The 21596-nt window shown below is 67.7% G+C and carries 20 protein-coding genes; 8 read left to right on the top strand and 12 right to left on the bottom strand.

The annotated features are described in order from the left end of the window. Positions 1-12: 12 nt before the first annotated feature. From AL072_RS27690 to AL072_RS27665, 6 genes are all read right to left on the bottom strand, one after another. On the bottom strand, positions 13-1149 hold the full coding sequence (locus AL072_RS27690; protein ID WP_045585625.1) for an ABC transporter substrate-binding protein: 1137 nt from the start codon (positions 1147-1149) through the stop codon (positions 13-15). A gap of 75 nt (positions 1150-1224) precedes the next feature. Then, positions 1225-2085 carry an isocitrate lyase/PEP mutase family protein gene (locus AL072_RS27685; RefSeq protein ID WP_045585624.1) on the bottom strand — a complete coding sequence of 287 codons (861 nt, stop codon included), beginning with the start codon at positions 2083-2085 and terminating at the stop codon, positions 1225-1227. Then, complete coding sequence (locus tag AL072_RS27680; RefSeq protein ID WP_245637022.1) at positions 2069-2632, bottom strand: 3-isopropylmalate dehydratase small subunit; 564 nt, start codon at positions 2630-2632, stop codon at positions 2069-2071. The genes AL072_RS27685 and AL072_RS27680 overlap by 17 nt, the downstream gene beginning before the upstream one ends. Before the next feature lie 7 nt (positions 2633-2639). Continuing rightward, positions 2640-3896 (bottom strand): 3-isopropylmalate dehydratase large subunit, encoded by a 1257-nt coding sequence (locus AL072_RS27675; RefSeq protein WP_045585623.1) that lies wholly within the window; start codon positions 3894-3896, stop codon positions 2640-2642. Positions 3897-3922: 26 nt separating this feature from the next. After that, positions 3923-5512, bottom strand: coding sequence for an FAD-binding oxidoreductase (locus tag AL072_RS27670; protein ID WP_045585622.1), 1590 nt, complete (start codon positions 5510-5512; stop codon positions 3923-3925). 48 nt (positions 5513-5560) lie between these two features. Next, entirely contained in the window at positions 5561-6454 is an 894-nt protein-coding gene (locus tag AL072_RS27665) for an MBL fold metallo-hydrolase (RefSeq protein WP_045585621.1), read from the bottom strand. Between the two features lie 380 nt (positions 6455-6834). On the opposite strand from AL072_RS27665, the gene AL072_RS27660 reads away from it, so the two are divergent. Further along, complete coding sequence (locus AL072_RS27660; protein WP_045585620.1) at positions 6835-7698, top strand: IclR family transcriptional regulator; 864 nt, start codon at positions 6835-6837, stop codon at positions 7696-7698. Positions 7699-7720: 22 nt separating this feature from the next. Here the strand turns inward: AL072_RS27660 and AL072_RS27655 are convergent, their stop codons facing one another. Continuing rightward, on the bottom strand, positions 7721-9346 hold the full coding sequence (locus AL072_RS27655) for an alpha/beta fold hydrolase (protein WP_045585619.1): 1626 nt from the start codon (positions 9344-9346) through the stop codon (positions 7721-7723). 271 nt (positions 9347-9617) lie between these two features. Here AL072_RS27655 and AL072_RS27650 point away from each other — a divergent pair, with 271 nt between their 5' ends. Next, positions 9618-11225: a class I adenylate-forming enzyme family protein gene (locus AL072_RS27650; RefSeq protein ID WP_045585618.1), complete on the top strand. Its 1608-nt coding sequence runs from the start codon at positions 9618-9620 to the stop codon at positions 11223-11225. Here AL072_RS27650 and AL072_RS27645 read toward each other — a convergent pair. Continuing rightward, a complete protein-coding gene (locus AL072_RS27645) occupies positions 11207-11947 on the bottom strand; it encodes a TetR/AcrR family transcriptional regulator (protein WP_245637021.1) in 741 nt (246 codons plus the stop codon). The genes AL072_RS27650 and AL072_RS27645 overlap by 19 nt on opposite strands. Before the next feature lie 156 nt (positions 11948-12103). On the opposite strand from AL072_RS27645, the gene AL072_RS27640 reads away from it, so the two are divergent. Genes AL072_RS27640 through AL072_RS27620 form a run of 5 tightly spaced genes read left to right on the top strand, consistent with a single transcriptional unit; the run spans position 12104 to position 16280 of the window. After that, entirely contained in the window at positions 12104-12871 is a 768-nt protein-coding gene (locus AL072_RS27640) for an SDR family NAD(P)-dependent oxidoreductase (protein ID WP_045585617.1), read from the top strand. A gap of 17 nt (positions 12872-12888) precedes the next feature. Beyond that, positions 12889-14085 (top strand): acyl-CoA dehydrogenase family protein, encoded by a 1197-nt coding sequence (locus AL072_RS27635; RefSeq protein WP_045585616.1) that lies wholly within the window; start codon positions 12889-12891, stop codon positions 14083-14085. After that, positions 14082-15149 (top strand): phosphotransferase family protein, encoded by a 1068-nt coding sequence (locus AL072_RS27630; RefSeq protein ID WP_045585615.1) that lies wholly within the window; start codon positions 14082-14084, stop codon positions 15147-15149. Before AL072_RS27635 ends, AL072_RS27630 begins: the two co-directional genes overlap by 4 nt. 37 nt (positions 15150-15186) lie before the next feature. After that, entirely contained in the window at positions 15187-15570 is a 384-nt protein-coding gene (locus AL072_RS27625; RefSeq protein WP_045585614.1) for a DUF6285 domain-containing protein, read from the top strand. Further along, the gene (locus tag AL072_RS27620; protein WP_045585613.1) at positions 15567-16280 is read left to right on the top strand and encodes a histidine phosphatase family protein; all 714 of its coding nucleotides are present in this window, start codon (positions 15567-15569) and stop codon (positions 16278-16280) included. Before AL072_RS27625 ends, AL072_RS27620 begins: the two co-directional genes overlap by 4 nt. 11 nt (positions 16281-16291) lie before the next feature. Here the strand turns inward: AL072_RS27620 and AL072_RS27615 are convergent, their stop codons facing one another. Next, on the bottom strand, positions 16292-17455 hold the full coding sequence (locus AL072_RS27615; RefSeq protein WP_245637020.1) for a hypothetical protein: 1164 nt from the start codon (positions 17453-17455) through the stop codon (positions 16292-16294). 11 nt (positions 17456-17466) lie between these two features. Beyond that, positions 17467-18705: a polysaccharide pyruvyl transferase family protein gene (locus tag AL072_RS27610; RefSeq protein ID WP_082109365.1), complete on the bottom strand. Its 1239-nt coding sequence runs from the start codon at positions 18703-18705 to the stop codon at positions 17467-17469. Positions 18706-19119: 414 nt separating this feature from the next. Here AL072_RS27610 and AL072_RS27605 point away from each other — a divergent pair, with 414 nt between their 5' ends. Then, the gene (locus AL072_RS27605) at positions 19120-19740 is read left to right on the top strand and encodes a helix-turn-helix transcriptional regulator (protein WP_052710434.1); all 621 of its coding nucleotides are present in this window, start codon (positions 19120-19122) and stop codon (positions 19738-19740) included. A gap of 65 nt (positions 19741-19805) precedes the next feature. Here the strand turns inward: AL072_RS27605 and AL072_RS27600 are convergent, their stop codons facing one another. Both AL072_RS27600 and AL072_RS27595 read right to left on the bottom strand, forming a co-directional pair. Next, positions 19806-20144: a carboxymuconolactone decarboxylase family protein gene (locus AL072_RS27600; RefSeq protein WP_425388619.1), complete on the bottom strand. Its 339-nt coding sequence runs from the start codon at positions 20142-20144 to the stop codon at positions 19806-19808. Between the two features lie 138 nt (positions 20145-20282). Then, complete coding sequence (locus AL072_RS27595) at positions 20283-21494, bottom strand: acetyl-CoA C-acyltransferase (protein WP_045585612.1); 1212 nt, start codon at positions 21492-21494, stop codon at positions 20283-20285. Positions 21495-21596 lie beyond the last annotated feature (102 nt).

Genomic DNA, 21596 nt, shown 5'->3' with positions numbered 1-21596 from the left:
GGTCGCGGCCGCTCAGTCCCGGACGCTGACGATCTGCTTCTTCTGCACCTGCACCAGATGGATCGCCTGGCTGGCCTGTCCCTTGTCGGAGAAGCGCAGGTTCCCCATCACGGTCGGGACTTCCTGCGACTTCAGGGTCGAGGCGATCTTGTCATAAGCGCGCGGATCGCCGGCGGCGTCGATGCCGAAGGCCAGCACCTGTACCGCCTGGGCGCCGAGCGCGGCGATGAAGGACGGTTCGTTCTTGTAGGACTTGCGGTATTCCTCAAGCCACGGCTTCAGCGACGGGGCTGTGGCGTCCTCGGTGAAGGGCGAAGCGGAATAGACCTGCTCCAGCGAATTGCCCGACAGCTCGACCAGCTTGGGGTTCATGTTGCCGGCCGACGCGATGACCTTGCCGCGGTAGCCGGTCTGCTTGATCTGCCGGTAGATGGTGGCGCCCTGCGAGGTGTTGATCGCCGCGACATAGATCGCATCGGCGTTCAGCGACTTCAGCTTGGTCAGTGCGGTGGTGAAATCGGTGTCGGTGCGGTTGTAGAATTCGTGCCCCTTCACCTCGATCCCGCAGGCGGTCAGCAGCTTGGTGTAGTTGTCCAGCTCCAGCCGGCCCCAGTCGTCGTTGACGTTCATGAAGGCGATGGATTTGGGCTTGATGCGGTCGCAGATCGCCTTGGAGTAGAACTCGGACATCATCGCGGAGGTGGCGTTCAGCCGGAACAGGTACTTGTGCCCCTCCTCCGTCACCTTGGGATGCTGCGAACTGGTCATCACGGTGACGATCTTGTCGCGCGTCGCTTCCTTCATCGACAGGGCGACGGCGCTGAACCAGCCGCCGACGATCAGGTCGACGTTGTCCTGTTCCATCGCGCGCTTGGCGGCGCTGACCCCGTCCTCCGGAGACCCCTTGTCGTCGTAGGTCAGCAGTTCCAGCTTGCGGCCGCCGGCCACGCCGCCCTTGGCGTTGATCACCGAGACCATCGCCTGCGCGCCTTCCAGGCCAAGCTGGCCTTCGAAGGCGCCGGTGCCGCTCATCGGGCCGATGAGGGCGATGCGGACCGGGGGTTGCTGGGCTTGGGCGGATGTGCCGGCGACGGGAATGGCCAGGGCCAGGGCCGCCGCCGCGGCAAGGAGAGTGCGCCTACCGAACATGGGGTTCCTCCGTGGATTGGTCGTCTTTTGATTGGCCCTTGGTCCCGGCGCGCGGTGGCCGGTGGCAAAGGATCGTCACGCGCTCTTCAGGTAGCGCTTCTGCAGCTCCTCGATCTGCGGGAAGCCGATGAAGTCGATGAAGCTGTTGTGGTCGGTCACGGGCCGAGGCAGGTCGCGGGTGGACCGGCGCTCCGCCAGGGCCGCCAGATTTTCCTTCAGCGCCGAGGCGACGGTCATCAGCGGCACCAGCGCGTAGGTCGCCATGCCGGCAACCTCCTCCACCTCGTCCGCCGAAAGTTGTTCCAGCCAGCCGAGCAACTGCAGCGACAGCGGCACGCCGACGGCCTCGCGCATCGCGCGCAACCCGTCGATGTCCTTGAAGCATTTGCTGATCGGCTGGATCATGTCGGCACCGGCCGCGACATAGGCACGCCCGCGTTCCATCGCGGCGGCCGGATCGACGACGTCGGTCCGGGCGATGATCAGCATGTTGGGATCGCGCCGGGCGGCCACCGCCGCCTCGATCTTGGCGACGCCCTCGTCCATCGGGATCACCTCGACCCCGCCGACGCAGATCGGGCAACGCTTGGGGGCGACCTGATCCTCCATGATGACGGCCGAGACGCCCGACGCCTCGAACTCGCGGATCGTGCGCATCACGTTGATGGCGTTGCCGTATCCGGTATCGATGTCGGCGATGACCGGGACGTTGACCGCCGACACCACGTTGCGCACCACCGTCAGGTTCTCCGACATGGTGTAGAGCTCGGCGTCCGGCTGGCCCAGGAAGGAGGCGGAGACGCCGAAGCCCGAGGTCATCAGCGCGTCGAAGCCGGCCGCCTCGATGAAGCGGGCGGAGAGGGCGTCATAGGCGCCGGCCGACCAGACGGTCTTCTGCGCCAGCACGCGGTTGCGGAAATCAGGTCCCCGAGACATGGCTGTGTTCCTTTTGCTCGCGTTGTTGGGCCGCCTGCCGCTTCAGGAAGGGGACGAGGCCGCCGGCCTCGATCATCTCTGCATCCGCCAGCGGCAGCGGCTCGAAGGGAAGTTCGGTGCCCTTGGTGTGGTTGCGGACCACGCCCGCCGCCCAATCCACCTCGATCTCGTCCCAGCGTTCGACGAAGCCGAGGATTCCGGGGCAGCCGACCTGCGGGAAGCCCATGCTGACCTCGCCGCGCCAATAGCCTGGGGAGAAGGATTCCGCGATCACCCCGGTGATGCCGAGATGCCGCATCGCCTTCATCGGCGGATAGTGCGGGTGGCCGTAGCCGAAATTGTCCGCCCCGACCAGCAGGTCGCCCGGCCGGACCGTCGTGGCGAAATCCGGATCGTAGCTCTGCATGGCGACCTGGGCCAGTTCGGCCACGTCGGTGATCTTGATGTTCTTGACGCCGACGATCTGGTCGACGTCGAAATTGACCTCGTCGAAGATGAAGGCGACGCGGCCCTTCAGCGCCGGCATCTGCAGCTGGGTTCCGATCATCGCGGCCTCACAGATAGGGGCGCGGATCGGCGATCCGGCCTTCGATGGCGGACGCGGCGACGACCGCGGCGTTGCACAGGTAGATTTCGGAATCCGGGCTGCCCATGCGGCCGCGGACGTTCAGGGTGCCGGTCGAAACCGCCCGTTGCCCCGCGGTCATCGTCGCGATGCGGCCGAAGCAGTAGTCGCAGCTGGGGGAGGAGACGAAGGCGCCGGCCTCCACCAGCGTCGACACCAGCCCTTCGCGTGCCGCCGCCGCCATCAGCTCCTGGCTGGTCGGCACGATGTGCAGAGACACGCCGGTCTTGACCCGCCGGCCCTCCAGTACCTTGGCCGCCGCCCGCAGATCCTCCAGCCGGCCCGACGCGCAGGATCCAAGATAGCCGGCATTGATCTCCAGCCCCAGGAACTCGGTCAGGTCGCGGGTGTCCGCCGGGGTCGGCGGCACGACGACGATCGGTTCCAGTTCGGACAGGTCGATGTCATGCACCGCGGAGTAGCGGGCGTCCGGGTCGCTCGACACCGGCTCCAGCGTCTTGCGTGCGCGCGGCAGCGCATAGTCCAGCCGTACCGGATCGGGGTTGACGATGGCGGTCAGCGCGCCGGTGAACATGGCCAGCCCGGTGATGGTCTGCAGGCCCTCCGTCGACATCGCCGCCACCGAAGGCCCGCCCAGCTCCAGCACCTGGAAGCGGCAGGAACTCGGCCCCAGCCGGCGGACCAGATGATGGAAGACGTCGCGCGCCATCACGCCGGGCCGCAGACTGCCGTGCAGATTCACCCGCACCGTATCGGGCACGCGGATCGACACGGTGTCGCTGACGAAGGCTTCCATCACGTTGCGGCGCAGCCCGATGGCGAGCGTGCCGAAGGTGCCGAGCTGGCTGACATGGCCGTCGAAATGGACGACGAAGGCGCCCGGCGTCGCGTAGCCCACCTCCGCCGCCACCTGATGGCCGATGCCGTGCCGCTCGAACAGCGGCACATCGTTCTCCGCGCACCAGTTGCGGGTGTTGATGTGAAGCTCTTCCTCCTTGGCGGTGGCGGTCGGCACCATGTGGTCGATGAAGATGCCGAAGCGCTCCGGCTCGGCCACGCGGGCGATGCCGAAATCCTCCTTCATCGTCTTGAAATAGACGTCGGTGTAGCCGGGGAAGTCGTAGGCCAGCACGAAATCCGGCTTCGCCTTGATGTCCTGCCCGGCGCGGACCGCGGGCAGCCCCGCGGCGCGCGCCAGGATCTTCTCGGTGATGGTGTAGCCCATGGCGTCGATGTCTCCGCTCCGGTGCGTCAGCGGCCGAGGCCGAGGGAACCGGGATTCATCAGCCCCTGCGGATCGACGGCGCGCTTGACGCCCTCCAGCAGCGACCAGGTTTCAGGGGTGAGGATTTCGCGGAACGGATAGTCGCGGGCGACCTGCCAGCTGACGCCGCCCAGGCTGCAATACAGTTCCTGCGTGGCGCGGCGCAGTTCGGCCACCGCATTGCGGGCGGTTGGGTTGGCCGGGCGGTCGCGCCACGGCTTCACCACCTCGTCGCCCAGGCTGGCGGCATGCAGCGGCGTGATCTCGTCGGTCCAGTAGAAGGCCGGCTCCAGGAAGAAGTCGTTGCCGACCGTCATGGTCATCACCGAATAGATGATGCCGTGCTGCTCCATGAAGCCGCGCTTCTCCGCGAAGAAGGCATCGTTGGCGGCAACAACCCGGTCGGCGTCGCCCAGCGGGAAGATGGCGTGGATGGGAACCCAGCGCTGGCCCTCGCGCCCCAGCATGCCGCGCACCGGCCCGAAGGGCTTGGAGCGCATGACCTTCGGCACGCTGTTCTCGATCTCCTTGCCGTGGCGCGCACCGATGGCGCGCACCGTCTGCATCGCCTCGCGCAGCTGCGTCTCGCTGCGCCCCTCCACCACCAGATGGAGGGTGAAGTTGTGCTCCTTGAGGAAGGCGGTGCCGGCGGTGGCGACGCTCAGCGCCTCCCTGGCGCCCTGGAACAGCGACTTGCCGGCCTTCGCCACGTTGCCCAGCGTCTTCAGCCCGTCCGACAACTTGTTGACGCTGGCTGAATGCTCGACCTTGGTCCGGTCGATGCCGAAGCCTTCCGACACGCAGCGCGCCCGCGCCATCTCCACCTGGGCCGCGGCCATCGCCTGCATGGTGGCGAAGCCGAAGGACAGGAAGTCGGCATGCTCCGGCCGGCGGTGGAGGCGCAGCGTCGCCGCCACCTTGAAACCCATGGCGCCGTTGTCGCCCAGGAACAGCCCCGTCAGGTCGGGACCGCCGGAGCGGGTGAAGGGCCTGGTTCCGACCCGCCCGCCCGACCCGGTGGTGACGATTCGCCCGTCTGCCAGCACCACGGTGATGCCCAGCACGCTTTCCGCCACCGTCCCATGCAGGGCGGAGCCGAAGAAGGCGCTGTTCTGCGACAGGGCGCCGCCGATGGTGGCGTTGATGCCCGACAACGGCCCCCAATAGCCGGTGCGCAGGCCGGTGCCTTCCAGCGCCTCGTTCAGCGCTGCCCAGGTGCAGCCGGTCTCGACCGTCACATAGAGGCTGTCGGCGTTCAGCTCGACGATGCGGTTCAGCCGGCGGCCGTCGATGACGACCGAATCCGGGCGTTCGGGCAGATAGCCCTTGGTGTAGGACATGCCGCCGCCGCGCGGCACCACGGCGACGCCGGCCGCATGGGCGGCACGCACGGCGGCGGCGACCTCCTCGCGGTCGCGGGGCAGGGCAATGGCCAGCGGCGGGATGCCCGGCTGCCAGAACACGTCGTTGGCGTAGAAGCTGCGGCTCTTTTCGTCATCAAGCAGGCCGTCGGCGCCGAGTGCGGCGCGCAGCGCGTCGAGCAGGGTGGCCGTGCCTTCGAGGGCGGCGATGCTCATGGAGGATCCCTCTGGGTAAGGTCGGGTGATGCCGATGAGGTTCGGCGATCAAGCTTGGTCGAGCGGCACGAACCGGAAATCCTCGCCGGAACGGCGGACGTAGCCGGTATGCGGAGCGCCGAAATGGGCGGGGAACACCAGGGCGTTGCGGTCGGCGGCGTGGCTCAGCAGCCGGCGGCGCGTCGCCACCGCCTGGGCCTGGTCCTCGCAGAAGCGGCTGTTCCAGTCGGGACGGCACACCTGCATCGGCTGGTGCAGGCAATCGCCGGTGAAGTAGGCCGCATGGTGGCCGGACTCCAGCCGGACGAACATCTGCCCGGCGGTGTGGCCGGGGGCGAGCTCGACCGACAGCCCCTCCAGGATGCTGTCGCCGTCGCCGATCAGCTCGACCTGTCCGGCCTCCCACACCGGCAGGACGCTGTCCTCCATCACCGGGCCATTGCCCGGCATGCCCACCAGTCCGCCTTCGGGGCTGCGCCAGTGCGCGAACTCCTGCGCGCCATAGATGTAGCGGGCGTTGGGGAAGGTCGGAACCCAGCGTCCGTCGACCAGCTGGGTGTTCCAGCCGACATGGTCGATGTGCAGATGGGTGTTGATGACCAGCGTCACGTCTTCCGGCTGTACGCCTGCGTCCGCGAGATGCCGGAGATAGGGCTTTTCGAGCATGTGGAACCGCTCGAACCCTGGCGTGTGCCGCTCCTTGTGGTTGCCGCAGCCGGTATCCACCAGGATCACATGGCGGTCGGTGCGGATCAGCCAGGAATGCATGCTCGACATCAGGCGCCGTGACGCCGGGTCGAGGAAATTCGGTTCGGCCAGTTCGGGGTGCTTGTCCAGGATCGCGTCGTCGTAGTTCGGAAACAGGAAGCCGGGATCGAAGCCCGGCGTCAGCATTTCCTCGATCCGCGTGACCGTGAACGCACCCAGGGCGATGGTTTGCATTGTCCTCCCCTCGTGCAGGGTGCCGGCGGCCGGTCCGGGAAACCAGTGGACTGCGGCAGGCCGGTGCATGGGGTGCCGGCCTGCCGACCTTTGGCGAGGACGGGGCGGCACGCTTGTTCTGTTTGTTCGCCAAGGAAACCATTTGCGCTCTGCGGTGTCAACAGGCAAAATTGGTATCGCTGTTCGACACAGATAGGCAGCAAAGGAAATGGCGGAATGGCGGAAAGGTGTTGCGCAAGCCTGCCCTGGGCTTCATTGCTACTCGGGCGGGATGAGTGCGGCCGAACCGCCGTCCTGGGGCTGTGCCGATCGGCAGATCTTCCGCCTGACAACGAGACGCAGGACACCGGCAAGGTGCTTGCCACAGGGGGCTTGAAGGTATGGACATCGAACAGGACGACAACCAGGGCGCTGACAACCAAGGCGTGGAGAAGAACGGTCTCAGCGTCCGCGCCGTGTCGCGCGCATTGGCCGTGCTGCGCAGCTTCTATCAGGAAGGTCCGACGCTGACCCTCACCGAGGTCGCAAGCGCCGCGAAGCTCGACAAGGGGACGGCACGGCGCATCCTGCTGACCCTGGTGCAGGACGGCTTCGCCGTCTTCGACGCCCAGAGCCAGAAATACAGCCTGGGTCTGGAGGTATTGAAGCTGGCCGGTGCGGTGCCGGAGCGGCGCGACCTGCGCCAGATCGCGTCCACCATCCTGTCGCGGCTGGCGAAATCGACCGGCAGCACCGTGTTCCTGTCGGTCTACCATGACGGGTCGGCGGTGTGCCTCGACCAGTTCCACAGCGACCGGTCGGTGGAGGTGCGCTGGTGGATCGTCGGCGGACAGTTGCCGATGAATTGCGGGGCTGCGCCTCGCGTGCTGCTGGCCTATCTGCCGGAGTCGGAGGTCGAACGGGTGCTGGCCCGCGGCACCACCCGCCTGACCCCCCACACCACCACCGACCCCGGCCGACTGGCGGCGGAGTTGGAGGAGGTGCGGGAGCGCGGCTGGTCGATGGCGGTCGACGACGTCATCGAGGGGCTGGCGGCCATCGCCATGCCGTTGTTCGACCCGGACGGCCGGTTGATCGCCGCGGTCAGCCTGACCGGCCTGACCCCCCACATCGTTCGCAACGGCCAGCCCAACTTCCTGGACGACATCCGCGGCGCGGTGCGGGAGATCTCGGCCAACCTCTATTCGCTGTCGGTCCCGCCGCTGCACCGAGCCGCCCGCGCCCAGTCCGCCATCGGCGGCTGAACGCGGGCGAGGCAGTGTCGCTCTATGCTACGGGGTGCGGAATTTCCCCATCCGGCCCGCCGCGCAGGAAGGTGGCATAGCGGTCGATCGTCGCCTGCACGGCGTCCGCACCCTGGCCGGGATACCAGACGGTGGCTGGCGTCGGCGTCACCTCGGTTCCCGCCGGCGCCAGCCGTTCGGCCTCCACCAGCCCTTCGACCAGCATGTCGGCCGGACCGGCGCAGATCAGGGCCGGCCGGGTCAGGCGCGGCAAGGCCGCGCGGGTGTCGTAGCGGAAGGCGGCGCGGTAGGAGCGGTCGAAATGGGCCCCGCTCGCCAGCAGGCCCATGGTCCAGTCATGCAGCACCGTCGCATCGGGGACGCCGATGGCGCGTGCAGCGGCACGCTCCTGCCGGTACCACGGCCAGAACAGGAACATGTCGCGCCGCATGTTCCAGGCCTGGAGCAGATGCAGCCCCCAACGGTCGGCGACCAGCGGCGGGAAGTAATGGTCGAGGATGTCGGCACTGAAGTCCGGCGGGATGAGCACCGGTGCTTCCAGGACGGCGCGGCCGACCCGCTCCGGATGGCGGACCGTCAGGTCCAGCGCCACCAGTGCCCCGGTGTGGGTTCCCCACAGGTCGAAGCCGTCCAATCCCAGCGCGTCGGCGACCGCCAGCATGTCGTCCGCCAGCACGCCGATATCGACCGCGCGCTCCGGCTTGTCGGATTCGCCGTTGCCGAGATAGTCGGGAGCGATGACCTCCCATTCCGCCGACAATCCGTGCAGAAGCGGCAGCAGCGGCGCCGACGATCCCGGTGCCGACTGGAAGGCGAGCAGCGGCCGGCCCCGCCCGGCGCGGCGCAGATGGACGCGGCCGCGGGGCGTGTCGGCGTAATCGTGCCAGACCCGCGCCGGATCGGCGAAGGGCCGTGTCGGGGGCAGGGGTTTGGCATCCGGTCGTCCGGATGTCATGGCCGAAAGAGCTTCGATTGCCGCTGCCATCCCATCGGCGCGCGGGAGGCCGGCAGCGGCGATGCGCGGCATTGCATCGAGGCACAGGTTCCAAAGAGTTTCGTAGCGGTCCGGGGCAGCCGCGGCGATGCGCAGCATCGCGTCCAGCGCCATCGGGCCGGGCAGGGGCGCGCCTGCCGACGCCGGGTGCCGGGGATCGCGCGGCTCCAGCACATGGGCGTCGCGCAGATGTGCCCAGAGCACGGCGAGATGGGTGCCGTCGGCGCGCGCTGCCAGCGGAGTAGGGCGCAGGCCGCGCTCCATCCAGCCTTCCGCCATTGCCGCATCGACCAGCAGCACCCGGTCGGGACGCCAACCGGTCGCCGCATCCCGCATTGCGAGCGCCAAGGGCGCCGCAAGGTCGAAGGCGAGCAGCGGGCAGGATGGCAGGCCCAGCGCAGCGGCGGCCTCGGCGATCGGGCGCGCCAGCCCTGCGATGTCTTCGGTCCCGGTTTCGGCGGCGCCGGCCGAGCCGCCGGTTCCCGGCAGATCGACCGCGGTGACGGTCCAGCCCGGCAGGTCGAAGGCCAACCTGTCCGCACATACCGAGGCGGCCTCGATCAGGCCAGGCAGCACCAGCAGATCCGGCCCGGAGCCACTGCGCCAGACGCGCATCTGGGTGTTTGCGATGGTCACGTAGTGGGGTGTCGACATGGGTTTCCTCCCGATTGGCCGTCGACGCGCACCGGCCTTTTCACCGTGCGGCGAATGTGGGGTGTGCAATGGACCGCTTGCCGGCCGGTTCGGCAACGGCGGCGGATATTTTGTTGGCATCTCTGACAGTGCCACTGTTTGACACTCAGTTTGTAGAATGACATAGTTTTCGAGGGATCGACAAGGGCAGTGCCGGTGATTGCACGGTCCGCCGTGGTTGCTGCACCGACCCTGCATAGGAAACGCAACGAAATCGTCAGGGAGAAACGGCATGGCCTGGCCGGAAGGAACGGGCGTTCCCAAACGGCGCGAGCTGCTTTTCGGCACGCGTCTCGTACCATGCTACAGCGAGCGTCCCGCCACCATCGATGCCCTGTTCCGCGCCGCCGTCGCCCGGCGGCCGGATGGTGAGGCGTTGGTGGACGGGGAGCGCCGCTACAGCTACTCGCGGCTGGACGGGCTGGTGACGCGCGCCGCGGCCACCCTGGTCGCGCAGGGTGCGCGGGCCGGCGACCGCATGGCGCTGGTCCTGAGCAACCGGGCGGAATTCCTGATCGCGCTGCTTGCGGCGGTCCGCGCCGGCATCGTCGCGGTGCCGGTCAGTGCACGTGAACAGCGGCCTGGCATCGCCGGCATCCTGAACGACTGCGGCGCATCCATCCTCGTCCATGATGCGACCCTGGCCGAGCGCATGCCGACGGCGGCGGAGGTGCCGTCAATCGTTACCCGCTTGTCGGTCGGCGGCGCCGTCGACGGCTGCCGCCCTTTCGAGGATTTGCTGGAGACGGACGGTCCGGTCCCACGCTTCGACCATCCGCAGGGGGAGGAGGACACGGCGGTCATCCTCTACACCTCCGGCACCACCGGCAAGCCGAAGGGCGCGCTGCTGGCCCATGTGAACATCATCCATTCCGCCATGCATTTCGAGGAATGCTGGGACTATCGCGAGGGCGAGCGGGCGGTGCTGGCGGTCCCGGCCTCGCACGTCACCGGACTGGTCGCCGTGGTCATGGCGATGATCCGCGTCGCCGGCTGCACGGTGATGATGCCGGCCTTCGACGTCGCCGGTTTCCTCGACTTGGCGAGCCGGGAGCGCATGACCACCACGGTGCTGGTGCCGGCGATGTACAATCTCTGCCTGCTGCGCGCCGATTTCAGCCGCTACGACCTGTCGGCCTGGCGGATCGGCGGCTTCGGCGGCGCTCCGATGCCGGAAGCGACGGTGGAGGCGATGGCCGAACGGCTGCCCGACCTGCATCTGCTGAATGCCTATGGCTCGACCGAATGCGCCACCATCATCAGCGTGGTTCCCATCGGCCATACCCGGGCCTGCCTGGATTCGGTCGGCATGTGCGTGCCCTGCGGCGATCTGCGGATCGTCGACGAACGGGGCCGCGAATGCCCGCCGGGCGCGACCGGAGAGGTCTGGATCCGCGGCCCCATGACCATCCGCGGCTATTGGAACCGTGAGGACGCCACCCGGGACGGCTTCGTCGACGGCTATTGGCGCTCCGGCGACATCGGCTCGCTGGATGCGGCGGGCTATCTGCGGCTGTTCGACCGGAAGAACGACGTCATCAACCGCGGCGGCCACAAGATCTACAGCGTCGAGGTCGAGAACCTGCTGGTCCGCCACCCCGACGTGGTGGAGGCGGCGGTGGTCGCTCATCCTGACCCGGTGCTTGGCGAGAAGATCCATGTCTTCGTCATCTCCAAGTCGGGAGGGCTGACAGAAAACGGTGTGCGCGATTTCTGCCGTGCCAATCTCGCCGAATACAAGGTGCCCGATTACGTCACGTTGTTGGGCGACGCGCTGCCGCGCAACGCCAACGGCAAGGTGACCAAGCGGGTACTGCGCGATCAGGTTGTCGCCGGGTAGGCGGCCCTCAGCCCCACCGCCGCCTCGACGAAGGCGATCACCGAGCGGGCATAGAGTTCCGGGGTGACGCCGCGGCGGCGGTGCTTGGCGCGCTTCACGTACCAGTCCTGCAGCATCGGCTTGATCAGCGCCGCCGTCATGGCGACGTCCGGCACGGAGAACAGGCCGCGGGCGACACCATCTGCCAGCGCGTCGGCGATCATGCCTTCCGTCATCATCTCGCTGGTGACGGCGAGGTCGCGGCCCTCCTTGGGAAAGGCCTTGGCCTCCATATAGGCGAAGACGAACCAGGGATGCATGGTCTCGGTCAGGAACAGGTGGGTTTCCAGCAGCCAGCGCAGCCGGCCGGCCGGCTCCTCCGCCAGTTCGGCCGGCGGCCGGCCCAGCACCTCCTCGACGGCGCCGACGACCTGGCCCAGGATCATCATCAGCAGCGTCTCCTTGCCGTCGAAATAGGCGTAGAGGGCCCCCATGCTCAGCCCCGACTGCTCGGCCAGATCGCGCAGGCTCATGGAGTGGAAGCCCTTGCGATTGGCCAGCGTCAGCGTCGTTTCCACGATGCGCGCGAGGTTGGCAATGGCCACCGCCGGCTTCTTCACCCGGATGGTGGCTGCATGGCGTTCGAGGATACGGGCGCACAAAGCCTCCATCGAGAGGTCAACCCGTGCCTGAAACGCCTGCAACCCGTCCATCCGCTCCGTCCCGACCGTCATATCGTCCATCACGATGCCCATCGTCCGTAACACGAATCTTTCTTGTGCGCGAGGCACTGCCAGTATATAAAACGAGCGCTCGCTCGTTTTTTCAAGGCCGATGGCGGGCCGGCAGGGGCCCGTCCCGAAGGAAAATTCCAAGAGCACATCAGACCGGGAGGAAGCATGAGCGTCACCATCGACCTGAAGGGCAGGACGGCTCTGGTCACCGGCGCGTCGAGCGGTCTTGGCCGCCATTTCGCCGGTGTGCTCGCGCGGGCAGGCGCCCACGTCGCGCTGGCTGCCCGGCGGACGGATGCGCTGGCCGAAACCCGTTCTGCCATCGAGGCGGCGGGCGGTTCCGCGACAATCGTCGCCATGGACGTCACCGATCCGGCTTCCGTCACCGCAGCGGTGGGAGAGGCATGGCAGGCGCTGGGCCGCATCGACATCCTGGTCAACAATGCCGGTGTCACCGCGACGCGCCCCTTCCTCGACATGGGCGAGGAGGAGTGGGACCGGGTGATCGACACCAACCTGACCGGCTGCGCCCGCGTCGCCCGCGTGGTGGCCCGGCGCATGCGCGAAGACGGGCAGGGCGGGGCCATCGTCAACATCGCCTCCATCCTCGGCATGCGGGTTGCCGGCCATGTCTCGTCCTACATCGCCGCCAAGGCCGGGCTGCTGCATCTGACCAAGGCGATGGCGCTGGAACTTGCCCGCCATGACATCCGCGTCAACGCGCTCTGCCCCGGCTATGTCGAAACCGAGCTGAACGCCGACTTCTTCACCAGCGACGCCGGCAAGGCGCTGGTCAAGCGCATTCCGCAGCGTCGGCTCGGCCGGCTGCAGGATCTGGATATGCCGCTGCTGCTGCTGGCCTCGGATGCCGGCGCCTACATGACCGGATCGGTCCTTGCCGTCGACGGCGGCCATCTGGTCTCTTCCCTGTAAAGATACGGAGCCGTTCCATGGACTTCACCCTTCCCCCGGAGCTGGACGACTACCGCCGCCGCGTGCGCGCCTTCGTCGAGGACGAGATCCTGCCGGTCGAGGCCGACCGCGCCAACTGGGATGAGCATGAGAACATCGCCGACGCCCCGCTGGCGGCGCTGCGCGAAAAGGCGAAGGCCGCCGGCCTGTGGACCCTGCAACTGCCAAAGGAGCTTGGCGGCCAGGGTCTGCCCATGGTCGGTGTCGCCGCCTGCTACGAGGAGATGAACCGTTCCATCTTCGGGCCGGTCTGCTTCAACGCCGCCGCTCCCGACGATGGCAACATGCGTCTTCTCGGCATGGTCGGCACGCCGTTCCAGATGGAACGCTGGCTGGCGCCCATCGTCGAGGGCCGGGTGCGCAGCGCGTTCGCCATGACCGAACCGCATCCCGGCAGCGGCTCCGACCCGTCGATGATGAAGACGCGGGCGGAGCGCAAGGGCGACCGCTGGGTCGTCACCGGACGCAAATGGTTCATCACCGGGGCCGATGCGGCGCAGCATTTCATCCTGATGGCGCGCACGTCGGACGATGCGCGCAAGGAGCTGACCGCCTTCCTGTTCGACAAGGATCAGCCGGGCTGGCGCATCGAGCGCCGCATCCCGATCATGGGTCCGGAAGAGCATGGCGGCCATTGCGAGCTGATCTTCGACGGGTTGGAGATCGCGGACGAGAATGTCCTGATGAAGGTCGGCGACGGGCTGAAGGCGACGCAGATCCGCCTTGGCCCTGCGCGGCTGACCCATTGCATGCGCTGGACCGGGCTCGCCAAGCGCTGCCTGGAGATCGCCGCGTCCTACGTGAAGGAGCGCGAGAGCTTCGGCATCCCGCTGGCCGAGCATGAAGGCGTGCAGTGGATGCTGGGCGAGACCGCGATGCAGATCGAGATCGGCCGGCTGCTGACCATGAAGGCCGCCCATGCGCTCGACAGCGGCAGCTTCGCCCGCAAGGAGGTCTCGATGGCCAAGGTTCAGGTCGCCGACACGCTGTTCAAGGCGGCCGACACGGCGATCCAGCTCTGCGGCGCGCGCGGCTACTCCAAGGACACGGTGCTGGAATGGATCTACCGCTACGCCCGGCAGGCCAAGCTGGTCGACGGCGCGTCCGAGGTTCACAAGATGGTGCTGAGCCGCAGCTATCTCGCCGAGGGTGACGATTTCTGGGGCTGGCGATGAGCGGGGCCGCAAAGCCCGGCCCCGGCTCCGGCTCCGGCCTGGAGCCCGCCCGAAAGGCGGCGCTGGAATCCTGGCTGGCCGGACAGGCTCGGGCTCGGTCGGTCGCCGTCATCGACGAGGGACGGCTCAGCGGCGGCGCCATTTCGCTGAACCTCGCGGTGACGCTGGAGATCGACGGCGGGCCGCAGGAGGGCCGCCATGCCTGCGTGCTGCGCACCGGTTCCGCCTCCGGCGTGTCGGCCAGTCTGGGCAAGGCGGAGGAGGCCGCGGTTCTGCGTGCCGTCTTTGCCGCTGGTGCCACCGTGCCGGAACCGCTGTTCGTCGGGGCCGATCCCGTCCTGCTGGGCGCGCCCTTCTACATCATGCGGCGGGCGGGCGGCGTCGCCGCCGGCTTCCGCATGGTCAAGAGTGACGAGCCGCGACGCGATCTGGCCCGCGAGCTCGGCCGGCAGCTCGGCCTGATCCACCGGGTGCGGCCGGGTGCTGCCGGGCTTGGGTTCCTGGCCCGGCCCGAACCGACGGCGGCCCTGCAGGCCGTTGCGGATTGCCGCCGCTGGGCCGGCGGCTATGCCGCCACCGATCCGGTCCTGGCCTATGGCCTGCGCTGGCTGGAGCGGAACGCGCCGCCGCCGAGCGACCTCGTGCTGTGTCATCGCGACTACCGCACCGGCAACTACATGGTCGAGGACGACCGGCTGACCGCGATCATCGACTGGGAGTTCGCCGGCTGGTCCGACCCGATGGAGGATCTGGGCTGGTTCTGCGCCGCCTGCTGGCGCTTCGGCCGCAACGACCGCGAGGCCGGCGGCATCGCCGACCGTGCCGATCTCTATGCCGGCTACGAGGAGACGGCCGGGCGTCGCGTCGAGCCGCATGCCGTCGCCTATTGGGAAGCCGCGGCCTGCATGCGCTGGGCGGTCATCGCGATCCAGCAGGCTCAACGCCACATCTCCGGCACCGAACCGTCGCTGGAACTGGCCTTGACCGGGCGGATGCTGCCGGAAATCGAAATGGACCTGTTGCGGCAGCTCGATGCCGTCGCGGCCAGCGGAACTTTCCAATGATCGGGCCAATGATCGGGCCAATGATCGGGGGTGAGGCATGATCAACGACGATCCCGGCGCTTGCGACCTCGTCGCCATCGCGCTGCGCAGCTTCCGCGAGGCGATCCTGCCGGTGATCCCGGCCGACCAGCGCTTCACCGCGCTGATGATCGCCAATGCCCTTGGCATGGCCGAACGGGAGCTGGCCGCCGGTGCGTCCGACGAACCGGCGCTCGCCGCTGCCGTCGGGACGCTGTTGGGCGAGCAGGGCGATCTGCCGGCCCTGTTGCCGCGGCTCTGCACCGCCATCGACGCCGGACATTTCGACGCGCCCGACCGGCAGGCGGCCTTGCGCGCGGTGCTGGCGGACATCACGCGGGCAAGGCTGGCGGTGAGCAATCCCAAGCGTCTGGCATCCGAACGGCAGGAGCACGGCCGATGAGCCTGTTCCCGCCGCTGGCCGGCACGGTCGCGCGCCGTCGCCTCTACCTGCTGCGCCACGGTCACGTCACCTATTACGATGCCGACGGCAAACCACTGAACCCGAAGCTTGCCGCGCTGACCGGGCGCGGGCGGGAGGAGGCGCAGGCAGCCGCGGCGCTGCTGGCCGGGGTGCCGCTCGACCGCGTGCTGTGTTCCGGCCTCGCCCGCACGCGGCAGACGGCCGAACCGATTGCCGAACGGCATGGCCTGGCCGTGGAGCATCATCCGGCATTCCTGGAAATCCGTGCCGGCCGGCTATCCGGGATTCCGAAGGAAAGCCGCGAAGCCGCCTATGTCTATGGCTTCGAAACCGCGACGGAGGGCGGGCTGTTCGCCGGTGGCGACGGCTTCGCCGCCGTGCGTGACCGGGCGGTCTCCGCCATCGAGGCTTTGGTGCGGCAGCCGGGCTGGACCCATCTGGCGCTGGTCGCTCATGACGGCGTGAACCGCATGCTGCTGGCCTGGGCCTGCGGGGCCGGCCTATCGGCGCTGTCGACCTTCGAGCAGGATTACGGCTGCATCAACATCGTCGACATCGACGTGAAGGAAGGCAGGATTCTCCGCCGCATGATCCGTGCGGTGAACGTGACGCCCGCCAACCCGGTGAAGATCGGCCTGCACCGCAGCAGCCTGGAGGAGGCGTTCGGCCCCCTGTTGGACCTGGACTGACCGGGGCCTCCTCAAGGCTTGTCCGTGATGATCTCAACCGGCAGGCGGATGAGGTCGCGGTTCCAGGTGATCTTGCATTTGTCGAGATTCAGCCGTGTCATATAGACATAGGCGGTCTTGCCGGCATCCTCGAAATTCCGGCTCTGGCTGGCCGGGTCTAGCAGCGCCGGATAGTCGAAGGCCGCGGCATCGCCGCAGCCGTAGCGGAACAGCAGCGGCGCGGCCCAGAGCAGGTCGGGCTTCGACCAGCTCAGCAGATCGCGCGAGGTCGTCGTCCAGATCCCGGAGACGCCGTCCCGGCTCATCGCCAGCGTCGCGATGAACAGCCCGCTGGTCCGGTGGCGGACGACGCTGCGCACCGTCCCTTGCAGCATCCCGGGCGCGACGGGCGCGCAGGTGTGCGTCTCCGGTGCGTCTCCCTCCTGGCCGTCACGGACGAAGCGGACGGAAAAGGACTTGCCGTCCCATCCCCGCCACGCCTGCGGATCGGCGATATCGTCGGTGCGCAGCAGGCAGGCGCCGCGCTTCTGCGCGCGGAAGCGTTCGGCCCAGAAGAAGGCGTACCAGTGGTCGCCGTGGCGGATGATGTTGCTCGGCGCGAAATAGCCGGTCCGCTGCCCGGCGTCGCCGCTGTAGGGGTAGGGCAGCGTCGCCACGGTGTGACCCGGTGGGGCCGCGCTCAGTTGGAAGCTCGCCCCGCCGTCGGTCGATACGGCGGCGGTGATGCTGTTGCGCCAGCAGCGCATGTACTCACCCGACGGACACAGGGCCGGCCGCTTCTGGGCATGGAACTCGTTGCTGACCAGGGCATGAACTGTTTTGCCGTCTGCTGTGTAGAAGGACGAAATCCAGCCGCGATCGTCATGGAGGCGCGGGTCGTCCTGCCCGTGCCCCTGGAAGATGATGGCGCAGTTGGGCCGGACGGCATCGAGCGACGGACCGGTAAGGGCCCTTGCGATGGAATGCGAGGCGACCAGATGCACCGTGCCGCCGGCATCGCGGAAGGCGCGGGCCGGCGTGTCCGGGGCATCGCTCCGGGCGCAGGCGTCGCGCTGCCACGAGGTCACCGTCTCCGGCTCCCCCGCCGTCCTGACCGTCAGCGCCTGTGCGGACGGAACGGTCAGGCCCAGCGACAGCGCGGTCGCGATGATCCGGTGCGTGATGGCCGGCATCATGCCGCGGGGTGTCACGTGCCGTCGGCGATGGATTTCAGGAAGGGCGCCGGCTGCAGCCGGTTGGCGACCAGGAAATCCAGATAGCGACCTGCCGAGTCCGCACGATGGCGATCGTAGGCGTCGGGATCGAAGGCGATCAGCGACTTCAACCGCTTGCGGGTCAGCGGCGCGGTCAGGTCGGCGGCATCGGCATAGGGAACGCCGGTGTTCTCGCACAACTCGCGCGTCCGGGAGTCGATGGTGACCGTCAGCCCCATCCGTTCCGCCTGGATGGCGAGCGCCACGCCGTGGTAACGGCAGCCGACGGTCAGATCCTGCTGGCGCAGGGTGTCCATCCAGGCCGGCACGTCATAGTAGGAGCGCATGTAGTTGCGGCACCAGGCCTTGAATTCCTCGAAGGAATAGTGCGGCACCGTGTGCTTGTGGATTTCCTTCAGCGCATTGGGATCGATGCCGTCGAACAGGCCGCGCGACGCCCGGATCATCTCGCCCATCGACTGGACGATGTACTGGCCCGGTGCCAGCGGATCCATCATCAGGCCGATCAGCTGATGTTCGATCTCCCGTGTCTTCACCCAGGCCTGATGGCCGCCGGCGACCGTGATCGAGCGCGGCAGGTCGTGCTCCGTCCAGTTCGCATGGATCTTCCTGCCCAGGCCCGGCGCCTGATTGAGGAAATGCGACGGGCATCCGCCCGGCAGCGAGCCGGTGATGCCCAGCTTGTCGAGCTGTGCGCTGGTGTAGGCACCGCGGGTATAGATGTTCGAAGAGGCGGAGGAGCGGTTCGAGGCCGCGATCACCTGCGCCCAGCGCAGCGTGCCGGGGCTGAGTTCGATGTCGTGGTCGTAGCTGTTCGCCTGGGCGCCGAGACCGATGGCGACGATGGGAAGTCCGGATTTTTCAAGGTTCTCGGCCATCTGCCCATAGTCGGTGTGGCGACCGAGCTGGTTGGCGCAGGGAATGACGATGATATCGGCGTTGGTCCGCAGCGTCTCCGCCGACGATCCCCAGCTGAAATGCTTCACCGGGTTGGCAAGGTGGCTGCAGATCGAATGCACGAAGGCGAGGTTGCCGTTGTTGTGCCCGATGCCATTGTACAGATCGTCGAAGGGGGCGTTCGAATAGAGCCCGAGATTGGGCGTCTTCCACAGCACCGCGACGCGCAGAGGCTGGGACACCGCCCGTCCGGAGGATTGTCCGGAAGAGAGCGGCCGGTCGACAGGGTTAGCGATCACGATGTCTTCAAGCATGTCGGCTCTGCCTCGGGACGTTGGATGCTGGAAACAATCCCGACGGTAAGCGCGGAAGAGGTCTGGCTGCAAGGGTCATCCAAAAAATAACACAGAATTCTATTCTTCGAATATGATTAGAAATTCAAAGAAAGATGGATGAGTTGTTGAGTTTTTCTGTTATCCGTTCAATCGTCTGCTGCGTATCTGACGGATAGCAGCCGGCCGTGCGCTTCCTCTTTGAACGCAAGCACGTTCCACGACCGTGCCTCCTTTGGCATCTCGCCTCCTTTCCGTCGCCGATTGTTGCGCAGCTATCGGTATCGGCGGTGTTGCACGGAGCCAAGCCCGGGCGATCGATACCTGTGTATGGGTTCCCGCTCGCCGATCCCTCCCGCATTGTCGCCGTCACGGTGGCCAGAGTGGGAGATCGATATGGATCCGGCTGTTTTCGAGACGCTGCGGATTGTCCCGGCGCTGTCGGCACCGGCTTCCCTCCGACGGGCGCCGGATGACGGCGACAGGCTGACAGTGGCGGCCGATTGGCTGTTGCGGGTGGCCAGCGACCTGTTGGCGCCGGACCGCCAGTCGGTGCAGGATTGCCTGTCGCTGGCGCTGACCCGGTTGCAACGCGCGAGCAGTGAGCCGGGCACGTCGAACCAGGCGGATCAAGGTACCGGCCATAAGACCGGACTCGCGGCGTGGCAGGTGCGGCGGGTCACCGCCCATATCGATGCCCATCTCGCCGGGTCCATCCGGAACCGGGACTTGGCGGCGGCGGCGAAGCTCAACTGCGGCTATTTCTGCCAGGCGTTCAAGGACAGCTTCGGCTCGCCGCCGCATGCCTACATCGTCCATCGGCGGGTCGAGCGGGCGAAGAGCTTGCTGGAGGGGACCGACATGGCTTTGTCGCAGATCGCGCTCGACTGCGGCTTTTCGGACCAGTCGCACTTCTCGCGCATTTTCCGCCGCATTGCCGGTGAGAATCCCCGGCTGTGGCGCCACAAGCGTCGGCTCGACGGCCCGGCGCCCGATACCCTCCCCGAGGACCGCTGACCCGGATGCAATGCGGATGAGAGGCGGCGGCGGTGATCGGATACCCGTACACCGCCGCCTTTCGCTCAGCCATGCGCGGCGTAGGCGTCCATCACCCGGGTCGAGTAGACCAGCGCCGCCCCGGCGTTGAGCGCGACGGCGACGCCCAAGGCCTCGGCGATCTCCTCCCGGGTGGCGCCATTCTTTATGGCGGCCTCTGTGTGGACGGCGATACAGCCGTCGCAGCGAACGGTGACGGCGACGGCCAGTGCGATCAGTTCGCGCGTCTTGGCGCCGAGAAGATCCTTCTTCTGGTCGGCGGCGCTGAGGCCGACATAGCCCTTCACCGTTTCCGGGCTGAGCTTGCCCATCTCGCCGACACCGGTGAGCACCTGTTGGCGGTATTCGTTCCAGTTGAGCATCATGATCCTGTCTCCTTTCATCTCCGGCCGCTCCCTTGCGGGCGCCGGATCGATGACGGCACGCTACGTCCGGGTGCCGCCGCGATTTAGAAGGATGCGCCCATCTTTGGGACGCGGTTCCGGCCGCCTTGCGGCATCCGTTCAGCTGACCCGTTCGAGGGCGATCGCCGTCGCCTCTCCGCCGCCAATGCACAGCGAAGCGACGCCGCGCGTCAGCCCGCGTGCCGCAAGCGCATGCAGCAGCGTGACGATCAGCCTCGCCCCGGTGGCACCGATGGGATGGCCGAGCGCGCAGGCGCCGCCATTGGCGTTCAGCCGATCGGGCGCGATGCCCAGGTCGCGTTGCGCCGCCATCGCGACGACAGCGAAGGCCTCGTTGATCTCGAACAGGTCGACGTCGGCGACCGACCAGCCGACCTTGTCCAGCAGCTTGCGGATCGCCGGGATCGGCGCGGTGGTGAACCAGGCCGGATCCTGGCTGTGGGTGGCGTGGCCGCGGATCTCCGCCAGGATCGGCAACCCGGATGCCTCGGCGACGGAACGCCGGGTCAGCACCAGCGCCGCGGCACCGTCGGCATTGGCGGACGAACTGGCGGCGGTGATCGTCCCGTCGCGGCGGAAGGCCGGCTTCAGGGTCGGAATCCTGTCGGGCGAGACCTTCAGCGGATTCTCGTCCTGCTCGACCAGCCGCTCCCCACCCTTGACGGGAACGGCGACCGGCACGATCTCCGCCGCGAAGGCGCCGCTTTCCACCGCCGCACGGGCGCGGCTCAGCGTCTCCACCGCGTAGGCATCCTGGTCGGCGCGGGAGACGCCATAGGCCTGCGCCGTCGCCTCGCCGAAATCGCCCATGGCGCGGCCGCCCTCATAGGCGTCCTCCAGCCCGTCCAGCATCATGTGGTCGAGCAGCCGGTCATGGCCGATGCGGTAGCCGCCGCGCGCCCTGGCCAGCAGGTAGGGAGCATTGGTCATCGATTCCATGCCGCCCGCCACCACGATGTCCGCCGACCCGGCGCGGATCAGGTCGTGGGCCAGCATGGTGGCCTTCATTCCCGACCCGCAGACCTTGTTGATCGTGGTCGCACCCACCGCATCGGGCAGTCCGGCGCCGCGGGCCGCCTGCCGGGCCGGTGCCTGGCCCTGCCCGGCGGGCAGGACGCAACCCATCAGCACCTCGTCGATACCGGCCGGTGACAGTCCGGCCCGTTCCACCGCTGCGGCGATGACGCGGGCGCCAAGTACCGGGGCCGGCAGCGCCGCCAACTCTCCCTGGAAGCGGCCGAGCGGTGAGCGGACGGCCGACACGATGACGACGGGGTCGTGGATACGGTCCTGGGTGGGGGAATTCGGCATGGTCGAGATCTCCGGAACGGCGGCCCGACGGGACGCAGATTAAATGACGATCATCATGCTTTTTAGATTATGATCATAATTTAATCTGTCAACGTCTTTCGG

Source organism: Azospirillum thiophilum (assembly GCF_001305595.1).
GTDB lineage: Bacteria > Pseudomonadota > Alphaproteobacteria > Azospirillales > Azospirillaceae > Azospirillum > Azospirillum thiophilum.
The sequence above is the reverse complement of the archived record's forward strand: the minus strand, read 5'-3'. Positions and strand labels throughout refer to the sequence as shown.